The following is an 852-nucleotide window of genomic DNA, read 5'->3' on the forward strand; positions in this document are numbered from 1 at the left end:
GTTACGGCGGTCATGGCGAAAGGGAAACGCCCGGTCTCATTCCGAACCCGGAAGCTAAGCCTTTCAGCGCCGATGGTACTGCCCGGGGGACCGGGTGGGAGAGTAGGACGCCGCCGGACAATCTTTCAACGAACGGGGGTCGGAGCATCTGCTCCGGCCCCCGTTTCGTGCGTTCAGGGCCTCCTCTGCGCGCGCGGGCCAGGGCCACGGTGTGGCCGGGTAACCGCGATCCGTCCCGGCGGCGCTCAGGCGTGCGCCGATTCCCAGTGAGGTACGTAGACACCATGACTTCTCCGCGACGCGGGCCCGAAGGTTCTGACCGAGGGCGAGGCGCTTCCGCCGGCGGCGGTGGCCGTGGTGGGAGCGGTGGCAGCGGGCGCACCGGCGGACCGCGACAGGGCGGCGCTGGGGACCGGGGCCGGCCCGCCGGTCACCGTGGGGCCCGAACGGGCGGGCCGGCCAGTGACCGTCCGCAGCGCGGTGGCGGTGACCGTCCGCAGCGCGGTGGCGGGGACCGTCCGTCGTGGCAGGACCGTGGCCCGGCGGGGGACCGTCCGCAGCGTGGTGGCGGTGACCGGCCCTCGTGGCAGGACCGTGGCCCGGCGGGGGACCGTCCGCAGCGTGGTGGCGGTGACCGCCCCTCGTGGCAGGACCGCCGTCCAGCGGGTGACCGTCCGCAGCGCGGTGGTGGGGACCGTCCGCAGCGTGGTGGCGGGGACCGTCCGTCGTGGCAGGACCGTCGCCCGGCCGGTGACCGTCCGCAGCGCGGTGGTGGGGACCGTCCGCAGCGTGGTGGCGGTGACCGGCCCTCGTGGCAGGACCGTCGCCCGGCCGGTGACCGTCCGCAGCGCG

The 852-nt window shown here is 75.5% G+C and carries 1 protein-coding gene and 1 rRNA gene; both read left to right on the top strand.

All coding sequences use genetic code 11. The features are described from left to right. Positions 1-2 precede the first annotated feature (2 nt). Positions 3-119: ribosomal RNA gene (gene rrf, locus ACI795_RS19435) — 5S ribosomal RNA — on the top strand. Between the two features lie 511 nt (positions 120-630). Beyond that, the coding region (locus ACI795_RS19440; RefSeq protein ID WP_457077307.1) for a hypothetical protein at positions 631-852 on the top strand (222 nt) is incomplete at its 3' end.

It is taken from the genome of Modestobacter sp. SYSU DS0290 (assembly GCF_054050955.1).